This window comes from Priestia sp. ABM2_011 (genome assembly GCF_056158845.1).
In genome coordinates, this window is the sequence record NZ_JBSWUB010000001.1 from 1,563,065 (window position 1) to 1,582,053 (window position 18,989).

17 protein-coding genes and 1 other annotated feature are annotated in these 18,989 nt (G+C 38.9%); of the genes, 11 read left to right on the forward strand and 6 right to left on the reverse strand.

Annotated features, from left to right (window positions below; translation table 11 throughout):
• The first annotated feature begins 10 nt into the window (after positions 1 to 10).
• Positions 11 to 1,237, forward strand: a complete 1,227-nt coding sequence (locus ACXAE4_RS08210) for a DUF819 family protein (protein WP_289578306.1) — start codon at positions 11 to 13, stop codon at positions 1,235 to 1,237.
• 42 nt (positions 1,238 to 1,279) lie between these two features.
• Here ACXAE4_RS08210 and ACXAE4_RS08215 read toward each other — a convergent pair whose 3' ends face one another.
• Positions 1,280 to 2,650 carry an amino acid permease gene (locus ACXAE4_RS08215; protein ID WP_028415053.1) on the reverse strand — a complete coding sequence of 457 codons (1,371 nt, stop codon included), beginning with the start codon at positions 2,648 to 2,650 and terminating at the stop codon, positions 1,280 to 1,282.
• A gap of 67 nt (positions 2,651 to 2,717) precedes the next feature.
• Positions 2,718 to 2,949: a binding site (T-box leader), on the reverse strand.
• Between the two features lie 246 nt (positions 2,950 to 3,195).
• Between ACXAE4_RS08215 and ACXAE4_RS08220 the strand changes: the two genes are divergently transcribed.
• The 7 genes from ACXAE4_RS08220 (at position 3,196) to ACXAE4_RS08250 (ending at position 10,530) form a co-directional block, all read left to right on the forward strand.
• Entirely contained in the window at positions 3,196 to 4,071 is an 876-nt protein-coding gene (locus ACXAE4_RS08220; protein WP_247807428.1) for a DUF4405 domain-containing protein, read from the forward strand.
• 109 nt (positions 4,072 to 4,180) lie between these two features.
• Positions 4,181 to 4,366, forward strand: coding sequence for a Fur-regulated basic protein FbpA (locus tag ACXAE4_RS08225; protein ID WP_033580328.1), 186 nt, complete (start codon positions 4,181 to 4,183; stop codon positions 4,364 to 4,366).
• 194 nt (positions 4,367 to 4,560) lie between these two features.
• Positions 4,561 to 5,688, forward strand: a complete 1,128-nt coding sequence (locus tag ACXAE4_RS08230) for an NADH-dependent flavin oxidoreductase (RefSeq protein WP_289578305.1) — start codon at positions 4,561 to 4,563, stop codon at positions 5,686 to 5,688.
• Between the two features lie 151 nt (positions 5,689 to 5,839).
• Positions 5,840 to 6,739, forward strand: a complete 900-nt coding sequence (locus tag ACXAE4_RS08235; protein WP_028415050.1) for a DMT family transporter — start codon at positions 5,840 to 5,842, stop codon at positions 6,737 to 6,739.
• Positions 6,740 to 6,791: 52 nt separating this feature from the next.
• Positions 6,792 to 7,145 (forward strand): cupin domain-containing protein, encoded by a 354-nt coding sequence (locus ACXAE4_RS08240; protein ID WP_028415049.1) that lies wholly within the window; start codon positions 6,792 to 6,794, stop codon positions 7,143 to 7,145.
• Positions 7,146 to 7,551: 406 nt separating this feature from the next.
• Positions 7,552 to 9,474: a lipoteichoic acid synthase gene (ltaS, locus tag ACXAE4_RS08245; protein WP_028415048.1), complete on the forward strand. Its 1,923-nt coding sequence runs from the start codon at positions 7,552 to 7,554 to the stop codon at positions 9,472 to 9,474.
• Positions 9,475 to 9,561: 87 nt separating this feature from the next.
• Positions 9,562 to 10,530 (forward strand): LCP family protein, encoded by a 969-nt coding sequence (locus ACXAE4_RS08250; RefSeq protein ID WP_028415047.1) that lies wholly within the window; start codon positions 9,562 to 9,564, stop codon positions 10,528 to 10,530.
• 37 nt (positions 10,531 to 10,567) lie between these two features.
• Here the strand turns inward: ACXAE4_RS08250 and ACXAE4_RS08255 are convergent, their stop codons facing one another.
• Positions 10,568 to 11,149, reverse strand: coding sequence for a YitT family protein (locus ACXAE4_RS08255; RefSeq protein ID WP_013058630.1), 582 nt, complete (start codon positions 11,147 to 11,149; stop codon positions 10,568 to 10,570).
• A gap of 200 nt (positions 11,150 to 11,349) precedes the next feature.
• Between ACXAE4_RS08255 and ACXAE4_RS08260 the strand changes: the two genes are divergently transcribed.
• Positions 11,350 to 11,847 carry a GNAT family N-acetyltransferase gene (locus tag ACXAE4_RS08260; RefSeq protein ID WP_028415046.1) on the forward strand — a complete coding sequence of 166 codons (498 nt, stop codon included), beginning with the start codon at positions 11,350 to 11,352 and terminating at the stop codon, positions 11,845 to 11,847.
• A gap of 26 nt (positions 11,848 to 11,873) precedes the next feature.
• Here the strand turns inward: ACXAE4_RS08260 and ACXAE4_RS08265 are convergent, their stop codons facing one another.
• Together ACXAE4_RS08265 and ACXAE4_RS08270 are read right to left on the reverse strand one after the other, a co-directional pair.
• Entirely contained in the window at positions 11,874 to 12,587 is a 714-nt protein-coding gene (locus ACXAE4_RS08265; protein WP_063248327.1) for a YoaK family protein, read from the reverse strand.
• Positions 12,588 to 12,709: 122 nt separating this feature from the next.
• Positions 12,710 to 14,752 (reverse strand): catalase, encoded by a 2,043-nt coding sequence (locus ACXAE4_RS08270; protein WP_289578302.1) that lies wholly within the window; start codon positions 14,750 to 14,752, stop codon positions 12,710 to 12,712.
• Positions 14,753 to 14,924: 172 nt separating this feature from the next.
• On the opposite strand from ACXAE4_RS08270, the gene ACXAE4_RS08275 reads away from it, so the two are divergent.
• Together ACXAE4_RS08275 and ACXAE4_RS08280 are read left to right on the forward strand one after the other, a co-directional pair.
• On the forward strand, positions 14,925 to 15,896 hold the full coding sequence (locus ACXAE4_RS08275; protein ID WP_289578301.1) for an NAD(P)H-dependent flavin oxidoreductase: 972 nt from the start codon (positions 14,925 to 14,927) through the stop codon (positions 15,894 to 15,896).
• Positions 15,897 to 15,966: 70 nt separating this feature from the next.
• A complete protein-coding gene (locus ACXAE4_RS08280; RefSeq protein WP_028415042.1) occupies positions 15,967 to 16,362 on the forward strand; it encodes a hypothetical protein in 396 nt (131 codons plus the stop codon).
• A 27-nt stretch (positions 16,363 to 16,389) separates the two neighbouring features.
• On the opposite strand, the gene ACXAE4_RS08285 is transcribed toward ACXAE4_RS08280, so the two are convergent.
• Both ACXAE4_RS08285 and ACXAE4_RS08290 read right to left on the reverse strand, forming a co-directional pair.
• Complete coding sequence (locus ACXAE4_RS08285) at positions 16,390 to 17,742, reverse strand: cation:dicarboxylate symporter family transporter (protein WP_028415041.1); 1,353 nt, start codon at positions 17,740 to 17,742, stop codon at positions 16,390 to 16,392.
• A 233-nt stretch (positions 17,743 to 17,975) separates the two neighbouring features.
• Positions 17,976 to 18,740, reverse strand: a complete 765-nt coding sequence (locus ACXAE4_RS08290) for a sulfite exporter TauE/SafE family protein (RefSeq protein WP_028415040.1) — start codon at positions 18,738 to 18,740, stop codon at positions 17,976 to 17,978.
• Positions 18,741 to 18,989: the final 249 nt, after the last annotated feature.

Here is an 18,989-nt window from a genome sequence, read left to right on the forward strand (position 1 = left end):
GGAGTAGCTCGTGATTTTTACTATTATTCAAGCTGATGATACGTGGGCACTATGGGGAATTCTAGCGATTTGGGCTTCTGTTAGTATTTTTCTCGAACAAAAGTATAAGTGGGCTTCTTTTCTGTCAGGAGCTATTATTGCGCTAGCAGGAGCGCTTATCCTATCAAATTTAAAAATTATTCCAACAGAGTCTCCAGTCTATGATGCGGTTTGGGCGTATCTAGTACCGCTTGCCATTCCATTATTGTTATTTCAAGTCAATATGAAAGAATTATTTCAAGAAAGCCGGAAACTGCTTTTTATTTTCTTAATCTGTGCAGTAGGAACGGTCATAGGGAGCACAGCAGGCTTCTTGTTGTTAAAAGATTATATTCCTGAACTAGCAAAAATTGCAGCTGCTATTGGCGCTTCTTATGTAGGTGGAGGGGTTAACTTTGCTACCGTTACGGCCAAATTTGAACCATCAAGTCAAATGGTTTCCGCGACGGTGGTTGCTGATAATATGGTCATGGCTTTACTGTTTGCCGTGTATATGTTTGTTCCTTCTATGAAGTTTTTTAGGAAACATTTTAAGACACCTCATATTCAAGAAGTAGAGGCCAGGCAATATGGAGAAAATGATCGTCATACGCTTGCAGAAAAATATTGGGCAAAAAAAGAAATTTCGTTAAAAGACGTGGCGGCTTCCATTGGTACATCATTTTTTCTAGTGGTTGCATCTTTTAAATTAGCCGAATGGTTTGGAACAATCATTCCAGCCGGTCCAAATGCTTCCGTAGTTCAAACGTTATTACATACTATTTTGAGCGAAAAATACTTATTGCTTTCCACACTTACGTTTCTTGTCATTTATCTGTTTCCTTCTTATTTTAAAAACATTAGCGGAAGCCAAGAAATCGGCACATACTTCATTTATATTTTCTTTGTTGTCATTGGAGTGCCGGCGTCCATTCCATTAATTGTTGAAAAAGCACCTCTTTTGATTCTATTTGTGCTCATTGTGGGGATGAGTAATTTAATAGTGGGGCTGCTTTTAGGAAAAGTATTTAAAATTGAGTTAGAACATATTTTACTGGCGAGCAATGCAACGGTAGGGGGACCTACGACAGCAAGCGCGATGGCGATTGCTAAAGGATGGGGAAGTTTGGTTGGTCCTATCTTGGTAGTAGGAACGCTTGGCTATATTATTGGTAACTATATCGGCTTTGCACTTGGCTATTGGTACTTAACATTTTAAATAAAAAAACGCCTCCTCTGATGACTCAAAGGAGGCGTTTTTTTATTTAGCGTGCTTGACTGCTGAAGATTGATAAAAACGACCTTTAAAGATATACGTAGCTGTAATAAATAAATAGATAGCTAATGTAATAGTCGTAATAACAACGGATGTTGTGCAGATAACACCAATTAAAATAGCGCTTAGTGCAATAAGGGCAGCCCACGTTGTATAAGGAAACCATTTAACAGAGTAGCTGCTCGATGCTTCTGGCTGAACTTTGCGGGACTTTAAGTGTGCAATCGCAATAATCAACCAAATAAACAATACCGTATACCCTAAAGATCCCATCAAATAATCAAATGTCTTACTTCCTGCAAATAAGGAAATCAACACGCCCACATAAAGGGATGATGTACACATTAAGATTGCATAGACAGGAACTTTGTTAACAGAAAGTTTCGAAAATATCTTCGGCACTCGACCGTCTACTGCTTGCGTATACAAAATACGTGATGAACCGTAAAGTCCTGAGTTCATAGAAGAAATAACGGCTAACAAGATCACGGCATTCATAATATGATCTGCTCCGGGAATGCCAATCATTTTAAATACCATTACAAAAGGACTTTGAGAAACGCCGTTCACTTCATTCCAAGGAATCAAGCTCACGATGATAAAAAACGGGAACAGATAAAAAGCAATGATACGCGTTAATGTACTGCGCACAGCCTTAGGTACTACTTTTTCAGGGTTTTTTGTTTCAGCTAGCGTTACTCCGATGATTTCAGTTCCACCGTATGAGTAGATGACAACTAACATCGCCGTAATTAGCCCGGTTGGTCCCTTTGGGAAAAAACCGCCGTGATCGCTTAAATTTGAAAAACCCGCTGCGGTATGATGACCGAATGATACAAACAATAATAAAAGTCCAGCGATAATAAAGATCACAATGACCGTGATTTTAATTAAAGCTAACCAGTATTCCGTTTCAGCAAATGCTTTAACTGAAAGCAAGTTAATGGCTGTAACAATAACGGATACGCCTAAAGCAAGCATCCAAATTGGGTAATCAGGAAGCCAGTACTGAATAAAAATAGCGGCTACAACGGCTTCAGCTGCAATGTTTAACACCCACATTTTCCAGTAAATCCAGTCCAAAAAGTAAGCGGGATAGCTTCCTAAAATCGACTGAACTAAATCACGAAACGTTCGTGCTTCACTATTTCGAACCGCCATTTCAGCAAGACCTTGCATGATGAATAGTAAAATAATTCCGCCAATTAAATAGGCAATAATAACTGATGGTCCTGCCATATCAATAGCCGAGCTGCTTCCTTTAAATAAACCAGCGCCAATTGCTCCACCTAGCGCCATCATCATAATGTGACGTGAAGTCATTGTTCGCTGCAAACCTTGGTTGTCCTTCTTCATGACTTTTCCCTCCACTTTTTTATAAAATAAAAAAAGCTTATCGTCTCCTACCTCATTATCAAATGAGAGAAGAGACGATAAGCTTTAGCTAACCGCGGTACCACTCTTGTTGGCTCTTAAAGAACCCTGCTTAAAACCTGATAACGAAGGTTAGACGTTAAAACTTAGAGAACACTTCTGCATTCTTTCTGAATTACCACTCCTGGGCGAGTTCAAAGTATTATTGGACTACGTCACACCAACCCGTAGCTCTCTTGACCGAATAATAAGCTTTTACTACTCCCAATCGCTGTGTTTTTGATTAAAATCTGAAAGTTCTTGATGAATAACCATTACTATACGTGCTTCTTTTTTCTTTGTCAACAGCTATTTTCGAAAAAGCAAAAATGATTCCATTCTACTTTTATAGAACTCAGGACTGGTTATTTTGGTAAAAAAATCAGTCGTTTCACCTAATTTTCACCAACTCTGCTTACATTAAGAAATATAAAAAAGGAGTTGTTTTGACAAATACATAGGTGAGGAGAATGAATAGAGTGAAAAAGATGATGTACGTCCGGTTTGGACTGGATCTTTTAATGGCCGTTACGTTTGTTTTGTTTTTTAACAAGCAAGTATTGGGAGGGTTAACATTTCATGAAATTGCGGGGTTGGCGATTGCCGTCGCCTTTTTTACCCACGTGCTGCTAAACTGGCAGTGGGTAAAGAAAGTTACGGTTAAATTATTTGACCGCAGGCTTCCGCGCAGAACAAAGTTCGGTTACTTTTTAAATATCATGCTGTTGATTACGATGTCATTTATTATGATTAGCGGTATTTTTATTTCAAGAGTAGTATTTCCAAATATTAATGTTGGGAACGAACAGTGGTTTAAGGTTTCGCATATTTCCGTATCATTTTTAGTGTTAATTTTAGTAGCCGCTCACATAGGTCTTCATTGGCAATGGGTTATAAATGTATGTAAAAATATGACGAAATTCAAAAAGTCAAAGAAAAGCTTGAGCATAGCAGCTAAGCTCACAACCGCTGCGCTGTTAGTCATTGGCATATACGAAATAAATGAAACGGGTTTTCTTGGAAAACTTGGAGGAGTAGCGAGAGTACTGAATGTAAGTTCCTCAGATATGCCGCAAAAAGGCGGTGGGAAGCCGAATTTTGATCGCCATTCATTTAGCGAGAACAAATCTTCTGCGACGGCATCTGCTGGTCACGAACGTCCAAACTTTGATCACGATGGCGGAGGTCCGGAAAGAGGAATGAAAGGAAAAGAAAGCGGCTTTGAAAGTCCAAATCCTTTTGTTGTAATCGGTACTTATTTTGCTATTATGTCAGTTTTTATTATTGTTATTTATTATATTGAAAAAATATTAGCAGGTGTGAAGAGACGTAAAAAAATAACGGGTCCTGCTGCGGAAATTTAAAATGAAAAAGCTTTCTATTTCACCGTTTTTTCATCGTATAGAAGTAAAATCATTTATGTAAAAGCGAATGCTTTGCAAAATTAAAATGAGAGAACCTTAGGTGGTGGAAATCGTGAAACAACATACACAGCCTGAAACGGAACATAAGAAAAATTGGTTTATTAATGCGCTATTGAATTTTGGTATTTATAAAAAAGGAAATCGGCATCTATACGAACTGACACTTCAAGAGTTAGAAGCTCAATATGTAAAAGTAAAATCATTTATGTATAATCAGGAACCTCTTTCGCAATGATAAAAAAGCACTCAGTATATGAGTGCTTTTTTGTGTTAGAAAGTCTTATTCTTTGACAGGCAAAACTGTACAGATTAAAATCACAGTATATTTTAAAGTTACAGTTTTAAATGACACATATTATAGGAAAGAAAACAGTCTCTACCTATAATATGCCACTATTTTTGACCGTATCATTTTTGGAGGGAAATAAAATGACAAATAAAAAGTATGAGCCGCTTTTACAGCCATTTACTTTTTCAAATGGCATCAAATTAGATAACCGCGTTATTCTTGCTCCTATGACAAATTTTTCATCAAATGAAGATGGGACAGTATCAAATGCAGAAGTAGACTACTACGTACGACGTTCAAAAGGTGTTAGCATGGTCATTACAGCATGTACATACGGAACGGCGAACGGAAAAGGATTTCACGGAGAGTTTGCTGCAGACAGCGATGAAATGATTCCTAGCCTGCGTCGATTAGCAACAGCCATTAAAGATCAAGGAGCAAAAGCAGTTCTTCAAATTTTTCACGGAGGCCGCATGTGTCCGCCTGAGCTTGTTCCAAATGGAGAGGTTGTTAGCGCAAGTGCTGTTGCTACAGAACAAGAAGGAGCTCCGGTACCTCGAGAGTTAACAAATGAAGAAATTGAAGGCATTATTCACGATTTTGGTGAAATGACGCGCCGTGCCATTGAAGCAGGATTTGACGGAGTTGAAATTCACGGAGCAAATAACTATTTAATTCAGCAGTTCTTTTCTCCGCATTCTAATCGCCGCGAAGATAAATGGGGCGGCAGCGTAGAAAAACGCTTAACATTCCCGCTTGCAATCGTAGACAAAGTAAAGCAAGCCGTTTCTAAGCATGCAAAAGAATCATTTTTAGTAGGCTATCGCTTCTCGCCAGAAGAGCCTGAAACGCCAGGAATTACAATGGCTGATACGTTGAAGTTAGTCGATGCACTAGCAGAAAAAGACCTTGATTACCTTCACGTATCGCTAATGGAATTCTGGTCAAAACCGCGCCGAGGCGTGGAAGATACTCGTTCACGTATTGAAATTATTCAAGAGCGAGTAGGAAGCCGTGTACCTGTAATGGGCGTAGGTTCTATTCATACAGCAGCCGAAGCAGCAGCCGCTCTTGAAACGGGCATTCCACTGCTTGCGATTGGCCGCGAATTAATTATGGATCCAGACTGGGTTCAAAAAGTAAAAGAAGGCCGTGAAAATGAAATTGTGACAACATTAAGCAAAAAAGATCAGGAAAAGCTTGTGATTCCTGACCCGCTGTGGCAAGCCGTTATTAACACACCAGGCTGGTTCCCGGTTGAAGATTAAAAGAAAGACAGAAAAGCGCAAAGACGATGGGACTGATCCCGTGTCTTTGCGCTTTTTGCTTTTTCATGGAATAGCGCTTTTGAACCATTAATTTACAAATGGGCTTCTTTATGTTTGAATAGTAATAGTTTTCTGAAAGTGAGGTGAGAGAATGAAAGCAGAGCCAATGGTGAAAATGATGATTTCAATGAGTATTTTTGGTTCAATTGGCTTTTTCTCCACACAAACTGGACTGCCTTCTTTTGACTTAGTATTTGTTCGCTGTATTTGTGCAACACTTTTTCTCGGAATGTGCTGGTTCGTAACGGGTGAATATAAAAGGGAAAAATGGAATGCTAAAGAAATAAAGCAGATTTTACTGTGTGGGATATTTCTTGTGTTTAACTGGGTGTTTCTATTTAAAGCATTTGAAATGATGTCCGTTACGGTTGCTATTTCTATTTATCATCTTGCACCCGTTTTAGTATTGCTTCTGGGGAGCTTTATGTTTAAGGAGAAATTAACGGTTCTTGGCGTGATGTCTATCTTCATTTGTTTTGGAGGAACACTTCTAATTATTGGAGTGGAGCAACTTACGATTGACGGCTTCATGTCTTCAGGAATACTCTGGGCGCTTTTAGCCGCTTTGTTTTATGCATGCACGACGCTGCTTGGTAAAGGCATTATTCATACGAGTGCTTATGCTGTTACATTTCTTCAGACTTTTTTAGGAATTTTTCTATTATTGCCGTTTGTTCATTTTACTGATTTTCATTTCCTAACAACGGCCAACTGGACATCTATTTTAGTAACAGGCTTTGTACATACTGGTTTAGTGTATTATTTGTTTTTCGACAGCCTGCGCTATTTAAAAACTCAGGTGATTTCGGTTCTGGTGTTTTTAGATCCAGCCGTTGCCATTTTATTAGATACAGCATTCACGGGATTTCGCCCTACGCTTTTGCAGCTTGCAGGCATTGTTTTGATCTTTTTAGGAATGCTTTTTACTTTGAAGCCAAAACCTTCATCTGAAAAAAATATTTCCAATAGCAGGATAAAAAAGATCACATAGAATTTCTATTTCATCTGCAGGTGTTCATTTATTAGAAAAAGGGGAGCTAGTCATGAAAGTTAGTAAGCAAAACGCAGAACACTACGTGTGGGGAGGAAAATGCGATGGGTGGCACCTAGTGAAAAATAAAGACGTAAGTATTATTCATGAGCGCATGCCCCCTTATACGGAAGAGGTAAGGCATTATCACTTGAAAGCACATCAATTTTTCTTTGTACTAAAAGGAACAGCTGCTCTAGAAATAGACGGAGTTATTTACGATGTAAAAGCACACGAAGGAGTAGAAGTATTTCCTTCGATTCTTCATCAAATGATGAATCGTTCGAGTGAGGAGATTGAGTTTCTTGTGATTTCACAGCCTTTTGCACAAGGAGACCGCATAGCTGTTGATGAAGATAAAGACTAAGCATAGATAAGTCTATTTTTACTAGTCCTAACAGTAAGCGAAGAATACCGTCCAGTACAATAGTACCTTTTCATTCAGCAAGTGAAATATTATGCCTAATAAAATAAAAATACTTTTATTGCAGAGCAGAAATGTGGTAAATTAATATGTATGCAATATAGGGAGAACAAAATTTACAAATTAACAATTGTGTAATATTAACATCACGATAAAAAATAAGAGATTACAAGTTAAAATGTAAATTTTGTAGATGACTAAAAAAAGAGATGAAGATGATATTGTTTGACAAATTGAATCATTTTCAGGTAATCTTTTGCAGGACTTAACCGTTACGATTTAATGTAGGGGACTTTCCTGAGGTTAGCTGAACATGAAATCTCTACTTTTTAGTGAAAGGAATTTGAAAATGAAAAAACTATTTTCAAAGCCGTTGTTTTACTTTTTTATAGCGGTTTTATTCATGTGGATCAAGTCTTACATGTCTTACAAAGTGGAGTTCAACTTAGATATAAGTGACTCAATGCAAAAAACGTTATTGTTTATTAATCCAATTAGTTCAACTTTGATCTTTTTAGGGTTAGCATTGTTTGCAAAAGGAAAAAGAGCCATCGTTTGGACGCTTATCCTTAGTACAATCATGACGGTCATTTTGTACAGCAATATTTTATATTATCGATTCTTCAATGACTTTGTGACATTGCCTACTTTAACGCAAACAAGCAATGTGGGTCATTTAGGAGGCAGTATCGCTGATTTAGTAAAAGCTCACGATATTTTTTACTTTGTAGATATCATTTTACTGATTGCGCTATTGTTTGTTAGAAAAATCGAATGGCCAAAAGCACGTCTTAAATTCCGCTATACGTTCATGGTGTTAGCGGCAGGAGCTGTCGCATTTGCAATTAACTTGCACTATGCTGAAAAAGATCGCCCTGAATTATTAACAAGAACATTTGATCGCAACTACCTAGTGAAATATTTAGGAGCATACAACTACACGGTGTATGATGCAGTTCAAACGTTTCAAAACTCAAAGCAACGAGCATTCGCAAGCAGTGATGACTTAACAACAGTGAAAAACTTCAGTACAAGTCACTATGCAGCTCCGAATATTGAGTATGCGGGTAAAGCAAAAGGAAAAAATATTATTAAAATTCATCTAGAATCATTTCAGTCATTCCTAATTAATTACAAGTTAAATGGACAAGAAGTAACGCCGTTTTTAAATTCATTAGCAAATGGAAATGAATTTATGTATTTTGATAACTTCTTCCATCAAACAGGACAAGGTAAAACAGCTGATGCAGAGCTTATGATGGATACGTCATTATATGGCTTGCCTCAAGGATCAGCATTTAGCTTAAAAGGCCGCAACACGTACCAAGCAGCACCAGCGATCTTAGATCAAGAGGGCGGCTATACAAGTGCTGTGTTACACGGAGATTATAAAACGTTCTGGAACCGTAATGAAATTTACAAACAGTTCGGTGTGGATAAATTCTTTGATGCAAGTTATTACAATATGACTGGTGATAACAAAGTAAACTATGGATTAAAAGATAAGCCATTCTTCAAAGAATCTATGCCAATGCTACAGTCATTGAAGCAGCCGTTCTATGCGCATATGATTACATTAACAAACCATTTCCCATTCGTTCTTGATAAAGGTGATGCTAGCATTGAACCGGCGAACACAGGAGATGGAACGGTAGACCGTTATTTCCAAACGGCTCGTTATTTGGATGAATCACTGCAAGAATTCTTTACAGAGCTAAAAGCTTCAGGTTTATATGACAACTCAGTTATTATGATTTACGGTGACCACTACGGTATTTCTGAAAATCATAACAAAGCAATGGAAAAAGTTCTTGGCGAGAAAATCACGCCATATAAAAACGCTCAGCTTCAACGCGTACCGTTCTTCCTTCACGTACCAGGTGTAAAAGGTGGAGTAAACCATACGTACGGCGGTGAAATTGACGTAGTGCCTACGCTTCTTCACCTAGTGGGAATTGATAGTAAAGAGTATGTTCAATTCGGTACAGATTTATTATCAAAAGACCATGATCAGGTAGTAGCATTTAGAAACGGTGATTATGTTTCTCCGAAATACACGTCAATTGACGGCAAGTATTACGATACAAACACAGGAGAAAGAATCACAGCAACAGACGAAGCGAAAGCTTATAAAAAGAAAGTTGGAAGAGAGCTAGAACTTTCTGATAAAGTGTTATACGGTGATTTATTACGATTTAATAAATTAGATGACTTTAAACCGGTCGATCCATCAAAATACATGTATGGAAAAGACCAAGAAACAGAAAAATAATGTAAGCTTTCACACCATACAATCCAAACAAGCAAGTAGAGGAGCTTTTTAAAAGCTTAGCTACTTGCTTGTTTTATGAGAACTTCATTGAAAAAGAAAGCTGGTGACAGAAACGTGGAGCGAACAAGACGCAAAAGAAGAAGAAGAGTTCGATGGGGCAGAGTGTTCTTTGCTTTGTTGTTCCTTTTTATTATCGTTGGGGGCATATACAGCTATTTCCAATATAAGCAAGGGCTATCGATAGCAAGCGATGGTAAATTTGCGGATGACGGCACGACATTTGAACAGTTTCAAGGCAGTCTCCCGAATAACGGAGAAGTAAATATGCTGCTGTTAGGAAGTGACTCGCGCGGGGAAAAGCATTCTCGTACAGACTCTATTTTAATTGCTCACTACGATTCTAAAAGCAAACACCCGAAAATTGTTTCTCTTATGAGGGATATGTACGTGGATATTCCAGGACACGGCAAGCAAAAGCTGAATGCTGCTTACGCGTTCGGAGGTCCTGAGCTGCTGCGTCAAACGATCAAACAAAATTTTGATATTGATATTAACTATTATGCAGTTGTGGACTTCGAAGGATTTTCAAAAATTGTAGATACGATTGCGCCTGATGGCATTGAAGTAACCGTGCCTCACGATATGTCTTCGGGAATTGGTATGACGCTTCACAAAGGTACCCAAGTTTTACACGGTGAACAGTTGCTTGGCTACGTACGTTTTCGCCATGATAACATGAGTGATTTTGGACGCGTTCAGCGCCAGCAAGAAGTCGTTTTAAAGCTCAAAGATGAAGTAGCAAGCCTAAACAGCGTGTTTAAAATACCGAAGCTTCTCGGCGTAATGGATCCTTACATCGATACAAATTTAGATACAAAAAGCATGATGCTTCTAGCTAAAGATGTGGTAACAGGAAACATGAAAGACGTTCAAAGCCTACGACTGCCTTTAGACGGATCATTTGAAAACAAAACGTATAGCGGCGTTGGTATGGTGCTTGATATTGATTTAGATAAAAATAAAGAAGCGCTGCAAGAATTCTTAAATGACAAATAAAGAAAAGCCTCGAGACGCATGTCTCGAGGCTTTTTCCTTATACATAGACGATGATGCGTTTGAATGACGTAATTAAACTGGTCACTATACCAGAGCATACAACAATGAATAATGAATAAATAGCTGTATCGTTTTGAAGCAGTAAAATACCTGAAATAATAATAGATGCGTCAATCACTAAAATGATGATGCCAGGGTTTAAAGATAACCATTTTGCAAGTATCAGAGAAAATAAGTCGACCCCGCCTTGACTTGCGTGCTGCCGGAGCATGATGCCAGTTCCAATTCCGTTAAAAACGCCTCCAAGGCAAGCGCTTAAGATAATGGGAAGGTGAAAAATTCCGTGAAGCGGAAACAGCAAATCAATCATAACGGCTGAGAGAACCATGCCATAGATAGCATTTAAAAAATAAGAGCGGTTAAAACCTAGAGCGAGAAGGTAAATCGGCAAGTTTAAGCAAAAAATCATCACGCCTACTTTATAGCCAAGTAAATAATTAATGATTAAGCTAATTCCCGTAATGCCTCCTGTTACAAGCTGAAGCGGAAGAATAAAAACGTTAATTCCAATACTAACAAACACACTGCCAATTCCAATTGCAATTAATTTTTTGTACATGCTGTCTCATCCTTGTCTATGAATCTCTTTATATGTATATGAAGACAAGCAGAGTTTCAGCACAAAGACTGCTTTAGAAACCATAATGCACGGATTAAATATATGCAAAGGAAGCTGTTTCGCAATGCAAATGTGTTGCATAAACATTCTTCACCATAGACAATAAGAATTAACGAAGAAGGTAAATGGAGGAGAAAAAATTGATCGTTCGAAAAGCTAGAGAAGAAGAAACATCATCTATTGAAACAGTAACGCTTGCTGCTTATGAGCAATATGCAGCTGTAAAATCGGAAGCACACTGGAAAAGATATCGAAAGGGAATTTTACATACCCTGAGTGAAGAAAAAAAATTTGAATGCATGGTAGCTGAAATCGATGGAGAAATGGCAGGAAGCGTTTTGTTTTATCCGCCGAATACGGATGTATATGGAGGGTTATTAAAACCATTTCCATGGGCTGAAATTCGTCTGCTGGCAGTTGCTCCATCTCATCGCCGAAAAGGAGTCGCCAATGCGCTTCTTGAAGCGTGTGAAAAAAAATCTCGGGAGCTAGGATGTTCTTATTTAGGTTTACATACAGATCATTCAATGGAACATGCCATTAAGCTGTACACTAAAAGAGGTTACGTCCGCTTTCCTGATAACGATTTTTATCCGGTAAAAGATTTGCATGTCATGGCATTTAGAAAATCAGTTTAATAAAAAAGCCTTTGAAATCATTGATTTCAAAGGCTTTTTTGAGATTCTGAATTTAAAATGACAAAAGCGAGAAAAAGAATAGCAGAAGCTAGCCAAATTGCTTTTGTTCCGAGGGTGAAAGTAGAAATAGAGCCTAACAATGCACCACTTAAAAAAGAGAGGATAATGGCCGTAAAACGAAGGCACTGATAAGCAGCATTTTCGTCGCGTTTGAATATAGCATAGTATGCTGCTTGAGAAGCAGTACGAAGGTTTCCAGTTGTCATTGTTGTATTATATGACCATTTTATCAAAGTTCTAAATGAAGAAACTTGAAGAGCAGCAACAAATGAAATTGTTACTGTAACCAACATATTAGGAACACTAGGTGGTAAAAACCCAACAATAATGAGTACGACAATTTCTAAAAGCAATACAATACGAGAAGTATCAGGGAGTACAGATACAAATCGCGGCTGCTTAAATGTTTCGGTTACAGCAACGCCTAGGATAAAGGCTAAAATAGGCGGAATATGAAGAAAAGCTTCTGTCCATTGACCTTGTGCTGCCTTTACACCTAATAAAACGATATTTCCACTTTGTGCATTTGCAAATACTCCGTTTCTGCTTATATACGTATAAGCATCAAGAAAACCTCCCACAATAGCTAACAAAATTCCAAGGATAACTGAATTTGCCGTTGCAGCTTTTTTGAATCGTTTCGTTAATTGTAAAAAGTAAGATGATTTGTTTGTGAGCATGTCTTCCTTTTGCCTCCTGAAAATCTAAGGTGCATTATCTAGTATAAGCAAAAAATCGGCTTTTCTTCAATTGCTGTAACTCCATGTAAAAAAGATAGGGAGATCCCTATCTTTTTTGTCATTTATATAACGTGACGATTCCAGTGGCGGTGAGCTGAAACAGCTTCAACAAATTCATCTGTAAAACGTGTAGAATCTCCAGTTACGACACCGGGACTACTATCTAAGCCAGCAGCTTTTAGCCACTTAACACCTTCATCTGTGGCGCCAATTGGTTTAAAATGCTCGAATGCTTCTTGAGCAAACGTCAGTGCTTCTTTACGAAACTTCTCATCAGCTGACGAACTTCCGACAACATAAACCGCATCGAATAAGACAGAATCACTTGTTAAGAACGTGTGCTGTACTTCAAGTTCTGACCCGTCTGTTCCTTTTACGTTTTGGAGGGTTGTGCTTACAATTTCAGGCTGAATGCCCTGTTGTTTTAAACTGTTTAACACTTGTGGTAGGTCACCGCTAAAGTCATTAGCTACAATGACAGCTACTTTACGCGTATTCGGCTTTTTAATCGTCTGTTCCTGACTAAGAGCCGGAGACGACTTGGTCACTGGCGCGTCTTCTCCTGATGGAGGCGTTGCACCAATCGCTTGTGCCACTTGTTTAGCTAGCACTGTACTGACGTTGGCAAACATATCAACAACCTGTTGCTGAACAGACTTGCTTTTCACTTTTCCAAGCTCAAAGCTGAAAGCACTGATAATATGCTCTTTTTCAGGGTCGCTCATGCTATTCCAAAATAGCGTTGCCTGTGAAAAGTGGTCTTTAAAACTTTCGCTTCGGCTTCGAACTTTTCTTCCTTCCACTTTTTCCTGATAGTGAGAATAACCGCCCTCTGACTCTGGTACAGGAGCCGGCGTATTGGCTGCAAGAGAGTTTCTGTGATAGCTGACAGGCCCTTTGTTAATCGTTTGACGTCCGTAACCGTCGCGTTGATTGTTATGAAACGGGCACACTGGACGGTTGATTGGAAGTTCGTGAAAATTCGGGCCGCCAAGACGAATAAGCTGGGTATCCGTGTATGAAAACAATCTTCCTTGTAAGAGAGGATCATTGGAAAAATCAATTCCCGGTACTACATGCCCCGGATGGAATGCGACTTGTTCCGTTTCGGCAAATACGTTGTCTACATTTCGATTTAAGGTCATTTTTCCAACCAATTTGACGGGAATGTCTTCTTCTGGCCAAAGCTTAGTTGGATCGAGAATGTCAAAGTCGAATTTAAATTCATCTTCCTCAGCTATGATTTGAAGCCCTAGCTCATATTCAGGATAGTCTCCGTTTTCAATTGACTCCCATAAATCGCGGCGATGAAAATCAGGGTCTTTCCCAGAAATGGTTTGAGCTTCGTCCCAAACAAGGGAATGCGTGCCGAGCACAGGCTTCCAGTGGAATTTGACAAAATGAGCTTTTCCTTCCGCATTAACTAAGCGAAAAGTATGTACGCCGAAGCCTTCCATCATACGCAAGCTGCGAGGAATTGCACGGTCTGACATTGTCCACATGACCATGTGGGCAGACTCTTGGTTATTAGCGACAAAATCCCAAAACGTATCATGTGCTGAAGCCGCCTGAGGCATTTCGTTGTGTGGCTCAGGCTTAACAGCGTGAATTAAATCCGGGAATTTAATCGCATCTTGGATAAAGAACACGGGAATGTTATTTCCAACTAAGTCATAGTTTCCTTCTTCTGTATAAAATTTTGTTGCAAAACCACGTGCGTCGCGAACCGTTTCAGCTGAACCTTTAGAACCTGCTACAGTAGAAAAACGGACAAATACAGGTGTTTTTACAGACGAATTCTGTAAAAATTTAGCTTTTGTATATTCACTGAGCGAGTCATACAGCTCAAATTCTCCGTGAGCAGCGAAGCCTCGTGCATGAACGATGCGTTCAGGAATGCGCTCGTGGTCAAAATGCGTCATTTTTTCACGGAAATGAAAGTCTTCCATAAGGGTTGGACCACGTTCGCCTGCTTTTAAAGAAAATTCATCTTCGGAAAGCTTTAACCCTTGATTGGTTGTGAGCGCTTGGTTTCGATCGTCTGTTTTAAACTGCTCGAGCTGTTCTTGCTTGCTTTTTTCATTTACAGGGTGCTTTTTTGTCATGCTTGTCTTCCTCCTTGATCTTCAGTTAATAATCATTACAAAATGTGTACCCTATCAAAAGTTGAAGCAAACAGAAATGTTGGAATTTTTTCGTAGGAAATCCGTTATTTTCTTGTTATGATTATGAATAAGTATTCATAAATACAAAAATAAAAGGAGAGGGGATACATAGATGAAAACACGGGTAACAGATTTATTAGGAATTCAATATCCAATTGTACAAGGAGGTCTTGCGTATCTAGCGTACGCAGAACTTGCGGCTGCTGTCTCAAATGCAGGCGGGCTTGGACAAATTACAGCTATGACGCTCCGAACACCTGAGAAACTTCGAGCTGAAATTAAGAAAGTACGTTCTTTAACTGAGCGTCCTTTTGGCGTTAATTTTGCTGTTGGAGGTCAAACAGAAGGTTCTTATAAAGAACTTCTCGACGCAGCAGTAGAAGAAGGTGTTCCGGTTATTTCCATAACAGGAGCAAATCCCACACCTATTTTTGAAAGATTAAAAGGAACGGGAATTAAAACGCTCGTGCTGGTAGCCAACGTACGTCAAGCTCAAAAAGCTGAGAAGCTAGGAGCAGATGCTGTCATGGCAGTAGGGCAAGAAGCCGGAGGACATATCGGACGTGAGGATCTAGGCACAATGGTATTAATTCCTGGAGTAGCTGCGGCTGTGTCAATTCCGGTCTTGGCAAGCGGAGGGATTGGAAACGGACAAGGATTATTGGCAGCGTTATCATTAGGCGCTGAAGGGATAGAAATGGGAACACGTTTTATCGCGACAAAAGAATGTGTAGATGCCCATGATGCGTATAAACAAGCTATTGTGGAAGCGAAAGAAACCGATACTGTGGTTATTAAACGTTCGTTCGGGGCACCTGGACGCGTATTGAAGTCCCACTACACTCTTGACATTATTGAGCGTGAACAGCAAGGAGAGAGATACGAAGAGTTAAAAGACGTCATTAGCGGAGGGGCAAACTGCCGGTATATTTATGAAAATAAAATCGATGAAGGCTATGGATGGGCAGGCCAAGTCGTTGGACTGATTGATAGTATTCCAACGGTGCAAGAGCTGTTTAACAGTATGATAGAAGAAGTGCACGCCGGTTCTAAACGACTGTTGAGTATAGTAGAAAAGAAGTAGAGATACAAGCCGTCATACTGTAGCAATTGTTCGCATATTTATAATCTATATCTCTAAATGAGGTGAGAGAATGAAAAGAATGCGAGCATTTGCTATCATGACGTTTTTAATAGTAGGTTCAGGATATGCAGTTTTTATTAAAAAAGAAGAAGTTTCCAAGACTCAGCAAGCACAAGTGTACGAAGAAGCAAAGCCTGTTATTAAACAAATGGACAAACTGGATATTTGGCATAAAATCAGCAGCGGTTTAACTGAAGCGGGCTATGAATCAAGGGGTGTGAATTCTTCCCTTTATTCAAAAGACAGAGTAGAGCTGGATGTGTATATGGAGCCTTCCGTTTCAGCTGATGCCAAAACGCAAGAAACGATTAAACAAATGGTATATAAAATACTGGAAGAAAATAAATTTCAGCAAAAGGCCTTTCATGTAACAATTAAATTCCTGCCCGAAAAACAAGCAAAATAGACTTGTCTCGGCCAGGAATTTTTTTTATTAAAATGCTTTTTCATTGGCTGCTGGAATACTCTCAGGGAGAGAAATTTCAGCATTTTTGGGCTGATACGTAATTTTTCCGTCCAGCACATCATTGGCTTTTTGTAGGTCTAATAAATTTTCCCATCGTGCGATAATAAAAGCGGCTACCGCATAACCAATAATATTAACTGTGGTTCGGTAATTACCCATAAAGCGATCAGGAGCAAGCATCAGAGCAACGGCAGCTACCGGAATGGATCCGGTTGCTGCTGCGGTAGCAGAAAGAGCAACAAAAGCTGATCCTGGAATGCCAGCCATTCCTTTAGACGTAAGAAGAAGAACACCAAGCATTAAAAGCTGATCAGTGAGGCTCAAGTCCACGCCCGTTGCTTGTGCTAAAAAGACGAGAGCAAGAGACAGGTAGATAGAAGCACCGTCTAGGTTAAACGAATAGCCCGTAGGCACAACAAGGCCAACGACTGCTTTGTTGCATCCTGCTTGTTCAAATTTATCCATGAGCTGCGGCATAACGGCTTCAGTAGAACCCGTAGCAAATGCCAGCATAATTTCTTCTCGTATATATAGAATAACTTTCCACAAGCTTAATTTTAAATAGGTTCGTAAAATAACAGCTAAAACAAGAACAAATGCTAGACAAGCAATTGTCATAGCGATAAATAGCTTTCCAAATGCAGCAAGTGTTCCAAGACCGTACTGACTAACCGCAAATGCCATGGCGCTAAACGTGGCAAGAGCCGTTAACTTCATGATGTATCCCATAATTTTAAATAACACATCATTTACTTTTTCTAATACGTGTAGAAGGGTCTCCGCTGTTTTTCCACCTATATGGACAAGAGCGATTCCGAACAAACACGAAATTAAAAGCACTTGAAGCATGGAGTTGTTTGAAAAAGCACCAACTGCACTGTCTGGAATCATATTAAGAAAAAAATCACCTTCGCTCGGAAGTTCGGAGCCGTTTGTCTTCGCGTCCACTTCAGTTGTGCTTAAGCTTGAAGGATCAACATTCATACCGGCGCCGGGGTTCATTACGTTTGCTACTAATAGACCGATAAGTAGAGCGAATGTTGTGACAATTTCGAAGTAAAGAATGGTTTTTCCACCAATACGCCCAACTGTTTTAATGTTTCCAACCTTGGCAATTCCGACAACGACTACCCCAAAGATAAGAGGAGCAATCAGCATTTTGATGAGCTTAATAAAACCGTCTCCAATCGGTTTCACAGCATTTCCAAAGCTTGGCCATAGATATCCTACGGCTACGCCAAGTACAATTGCCATCATAATTTGAAAGAAAAGACCTTTATAAAAAGGTTTTTGCTTACTTTTTGCCGCTGTTTGTGTCATGTGTTCTCCCTTCGTCGTACAATTTTTTTGATGTTACAATAGATGTTATGTTTTTTTACATTTTAACGTAAGGTTATTTGAGGTGTCATTGGTCTCTTTGACTAAAATTCAATAAAAATATTAGTTGAAGTGTATAAGAAGGGAAGAGAGTGGTTTAAAACATTATTATTTTTAATGTAGATCTTTAAAAAAACTAATAAAAAGCACATGCAAAGGCATGTGCTTTTTATTTATTAAATTAGTTTAATTCCGCTAATTAAAATGATGGTCGCCATAATGGCTTGAAGCGGTCTTGAAGGCACTTTCGTTGATAAACGGCTTCCGAGTAACACACCCGGAATAGATCCAGTTAATAGGTTAGCAGTCAACATATAATCAACGCTTCCAAAGCTTGCATTTAAAATACCAGCCACCGTAACGAGAAGAAACGCATGTGCAATATCAGTACCAACCAGCTCAGATGTTTTTAACTTAAATAAGTACAGCATTGCAATGGCAAATAATGAGCCAGAACCAATCGATGTTAGTCCGACAATGAACCCAAAGACTACGCCAATTCCGATTGTTAATCCTTTTTTCTGATTTAAGTCCATTTCCTGAAACCGATTTGGGCGAATTAATTTATCAAAAAAGACGCGAAAGATAATTGAGATGGCAACCAGCGTCATGACGTACCCGAGAGCGTGCTTAATAATCGTTTCTTGATGCTCGTGAAAAGATGGGAATGCATGAAGTGTGACAATAGCCAGCACAGCGCTCGGAATACTTCCGAAAGCTAAATATTTTGCTAATTTAAAGTTAATGGTTCGCTGTTTGTAGTGCTGAGCGACTCCGAATAATTTTGTGATAGAATTGTAGACAAGATCTGTTCCTACGGCAATGGAAGGGTTAATGCCGAGTACAATCAGTAAAGGTGTTAATAAAGCGGCACCTCCAACCCCCGTTAAGCCTACAAGGGTTCCAACGAATAATCCCATTAAGGTAATTGATAGTTCCATATTTTGTCCTCCTACTCTCAAAACCAAGTACATTGATCTGATTATAGAGCATTGTAACCCGTATGTAAATAAAATTCTGAATATTTTTAGTGAAGTTGAAAAGGTTTTCTTAGTCTTCACTATTTTAGGGAACGGACGATAAAGTCATAGGAAGTTATAAAAAAGTAAATAGAATACGTTTATTTATCTATGATTACGCTCTAATTTGTGTTACAAATGTAAATGCAATAAAAGAGTTTATTTTTATCT

What these genes read in the sequence shown, in the direction of transcription:
- ACXAE4_RS08215 (WP_028415053.1), bottom strand. Translation starts at nt 2,650, where the DNA reads ATGAAGAAGGACAACCAAGGTTTGCAGCGAACAATGACTTCACGTCAC.
- ACXAE4_RS08220 (WP_247807428.1), top strand. Translation starts at nt 3,196, where the DNA reads ATGATGTACGTCCGGTTTGGACTGGATCTTTTAATGGCCGTTACGTTT.
- ACXAE4_RS08230 (WP_289578305.1), top strand. Translation starts at nt 4,561, where the DNA reads ATGACAAATAAAAAGTATGAGCCGCTTTTACAGCCATTTACTTTTTCA.
- ACXAE4_RS08235 (WP_028415050.1), top strand. Translation starts at nt 5,840, where the DNA reads ATGAAAGCAGAGCCAATGGTGAAAATGATGATTTCAATGAGTATTTTT.
- ACXAE4_RS08240 (WP_028415049.1), top strand. Translation starts at nt 6,792, where the DNA reads ATGAAAGTTAGTAAGCAAAACGCAGAACACTACGTGTGGGGAGGAAAA.
- ltaS (WP_028415048.1), top strand. Translation starts at nt 7,552, where the DNA reads ATGAAAAAACTATTTTCAAAGCCGTTGTTTTACTTTTTTATAGCGGTT.
- ACXAE4_RS08255 (WP_013058630.1), bottom strand. Translation starts at nt 11,149, where the DNA reads ATGTACAAAAAATTAATTGCAATTGGAATTGGCAGTGTGTTTGTTAGT.
- ACXAE4_RS08265 (WP_063248327.1), bottom strand. Translation starts at nt 12,587, where the DNA reads ATGCTCACAAACAAATCATCTTACTTTTTACAATTAACGAAACGATTC.
- ACXAE4_RS08270 (WP_289578302.1), bottom strand. Translation starts at nt 14,752, where the DNA reads ATGACAAAAAAGCACCCTGTAAATGAAAAAAGCAAGCAAGAACAGCTC.
- ACXAE4_RS08275 (WP_289578301.1), top strand. Translation starts at nt 14,925, where the DNA reads ATGAAAACACGGGTAACAGATTTATTAGGAATTCAATATCCAATTGTA.
- ACXAE4_RS08280 (WP_028415042.1), top strand. Translation starts at nt 15,967, where the DNA reads ATGAAAAGAATGCGAGCATTTGCTATCATGACGTTTTTAATAGTAGGT.
- ACXAE4_RS08285 (WP_028415041.1), bottom strand. Translation starts at nt 17,742, where the DNA reads ATGACACAAACAGCGGCAAAAAGTAAGCAAAAACCTTTTTATAAAGGT.
- ACXAE4_RS08290 (WP_028415040.1), bottom strand. Translation starts at nt 18,740, where the DNA reads ATGGAACTATCAATTACCTTAATGGGATTATTCGTTGGAACCCTTGTA.